Here is a 595-nt window from a genome sequence, read left to right on the forward strand (position 1 = left end):
GCGGCCGTTGCCCTCGGAGGAGAGCATGAACTGCGCCCCGTCCACGAGCTCCACTGCCGCTCCCTGGGGAACGTGGTTGCCCCCGGGGGACTTGAGGGAGGTGAGCTTCTCGTTGACCAGAATCCACTTGCCCTGGTGGAAGGCGAAATAGCCCATCCGGGTGGTATCGGCCCCTTCCGCGCGGGGCGCGCCGCGCATCACGTGCCAGCTGTAGAGGGCCTGGGCCTGCTTGCCGTCGGCGTACACTGCCAGCTCGCCGTCGGCCGTCCATTGCCCGGGGCGCGATTCCGAGCGCAGGCTCAACACCGGCATGGAGCCGTGCAGCTTCTCCCCGCAGGTCGGGCATTTGCGCAGCGACGCGTCGTGCATGACGATCCACCCGTGGGAGCACTTGGCTCCGGAACAGGGGACCAGCAGGTCCCAGGTCTTGTAGAGGGCCCGTTCCCATTCCTGGGCCGTGGGGCGCTCGTCCGGGGCGTGCAGCCCGGTGACGAAAGCCTTGAGGAACAGCTCGCCCAGATAGGGCCCCAGCACCGAGTAGGGCACGTCCAGCTTCTTGGGCCGGTTGGACTTGTCCGTGGGATGCTCCACGAAG

Annotated in this window: 1 protein-coding gene; it reads right to left on the minus strand. The window is 67.9% G+C overall.

What is annotated here, in order from left to right; all coding sequences use genetic code 11:
• Positions 1 to 595 (minus strand): hypothetical protein (locus NNJEOMEG_RS20265; protein ID WP_217270635.1); only part of this gene is annotated, 595 nt, incomplete at both ends.

The organism is Fundidesulfovibrio magnetotacticus (genome assembly GCF_013019105.1).
GTDB lineage: Bacteria > Desulfobacterota > Desulfovibrionia > Desulfovibrionales > Desulfovibrionaceae > Fundidesulfovibrio > Fundidesulfovibrio magnetotacticus.